Source organism: Arthrobacter sp. HMSC06H05 (assembly GCF_001807395.1).
Lineage (GTDB): Bacteria > Actinomycetota > Actinomycetes > Actinomycetales > Micrococcaceae > Pseudoglutamicibacter > Pseudoglutamicibacter albus.
Genome location: NZ_KV788974.1, coordinates 149,568 through 150,849 on the forward strand (window position 1 = coordinate 149,568; position 1,282 = coordinate 150,849).

Here is a 1,282-nt window from a genome sequence, read left to right on the forward strand (position 1 = left end):
GGATGCGGATGCGTTTGGTTTCGGTCGCGATCAGGGTTCGGATTTCAGTGATGGTCAGCGGAGCCTGCTGAGCCGGAGCATCGTTCTTAGACGGTTTGCTTTTAGCACGGCAGGCGAGTTGGGTGGTGGCGGTGTTGGTGGTGTAGAGCAGGTCGTCACGTTGACCGCATTCGTCCACTGCTCGTCGGGTGCAGGCTTGGGTTTTAGCCGCGTTACGAGCTTTCGGGTCCACCATCTCGGCTACATGCAGGTCACTACCAGCAACCTTGGTGGAACCGGTGACCGCCCCGGAGCGATCCAACGCGCCCGGGGTACAGGCTGGATCCCACAACAAACGCTTCCCAAAAACCTTAGGTGCAGCCGCCGGCGCATGACCATTCTCGCCCGGAAGCGTCTTTCTTATGACTGATTTTTCAGATTTCGTGACAGTGATCGTGGTACTACTTGTTTTTTGGTCGTGATCGGCACTGGGTGAAGCCGATACCGGAGTCACTCCTAAGAGTCCGAGCGTAATTACAGTGCACAAACCTACACTCTGTTTAGTCCGCAATTTGATAGAACCCTTCTAATCGCCATTGCCCCTTAACCCTGCGTAGCTCTACGAAGGCCTGGTCTACCGCGCCGGCGGGATACTCTTCAACAGGTTTGGTTTTCCCCGACGCATAACGCTTACGTGCGGTCTCGCTAACTGAGAAGCGCACCTCGTAAATACCGTCTTCGAGAGGCTCAATGTCGGGCCGTATGTTGTCCACGGTTATGTCGCCGCCGACGTTCCAGGTTTTTTGTTCCTCCATGTTTTTGAGAGCTCTTTCGACTTCCTTGCAGTAATTGCAGGACCTACTCGTCATTTCCCAGAATTCCGGGCGAAGTTTCCCTGTTTCCACTGCGTAGTTGAACTCCTTAGCCCAGTGCTCGATGAACGCGACCTGCCCTGCTTTGCTTTCTTCTTTCGCTACCTCGGGCAAGGGTCCGGGGACGGGGACATTCTGGGCCGGGCGTTTCGGGGTGGCCGGTTTATACGGGCCCTTCGGTGACGGGCTGGCCGAAGGCTTGGGTTTCGCAGGTTCTTTGCCGCTACCGGAAGCGGCCTTGCCTTTCGCTTCCTTGTCGCTCTGGCTTGCAGGCGGCGAGGCGGACGGTGCCGCTTCGGCTGGCTTCGCATCGTCGCTGGATCCGCAGGCGGCTAACCCGGAAACAAGCGCGAGCGTCAGGGCTGTGGCGATAGCGCTTCGTTTTAGATTTGTCATGATGGCGCCCCTTAGGCATGTGTTTCTGTTTAGAA

2 protein-coding genes are annotated in these 1,282 nt (G+C 56.8%); both read right to left on the reverse strand.

Going from position 1 to position 1,282, the window contains the following annotated elements; genetic code table 11:
• Window positions 1-301 (reverse strand): hypothetical protein (locus HMPREF3160_RS09965; RefSeq protein WP_176744684.1); only part of this gene is annotated, 301 nt, incomplete at its 3' end.
• Between the two features lie 238 nt (window positions 302-539).
• Complete coding sequence (locus HMPREF3160_RS02425; protein WP_070490770.1) at window positions 540-1,247, reverse strand: DUF6318 family protein; 708 nt, start codon at window positions 1,245-1,247, stop codon at window positions 540-542.
• Window positions 1,248-1,282: the final 35 nt, after the last annotated feature.

What these genes read in the sequence shown, in the direction of transcription:
- HMPREF3160_RS02425 (WP_070490770.1), bottom strand. Translation starts at nt 1,247, where the DNA reads ATGACAAATCTAAAACGAAGCGCTATCGCCACAGCCCTGACGCTCGCG.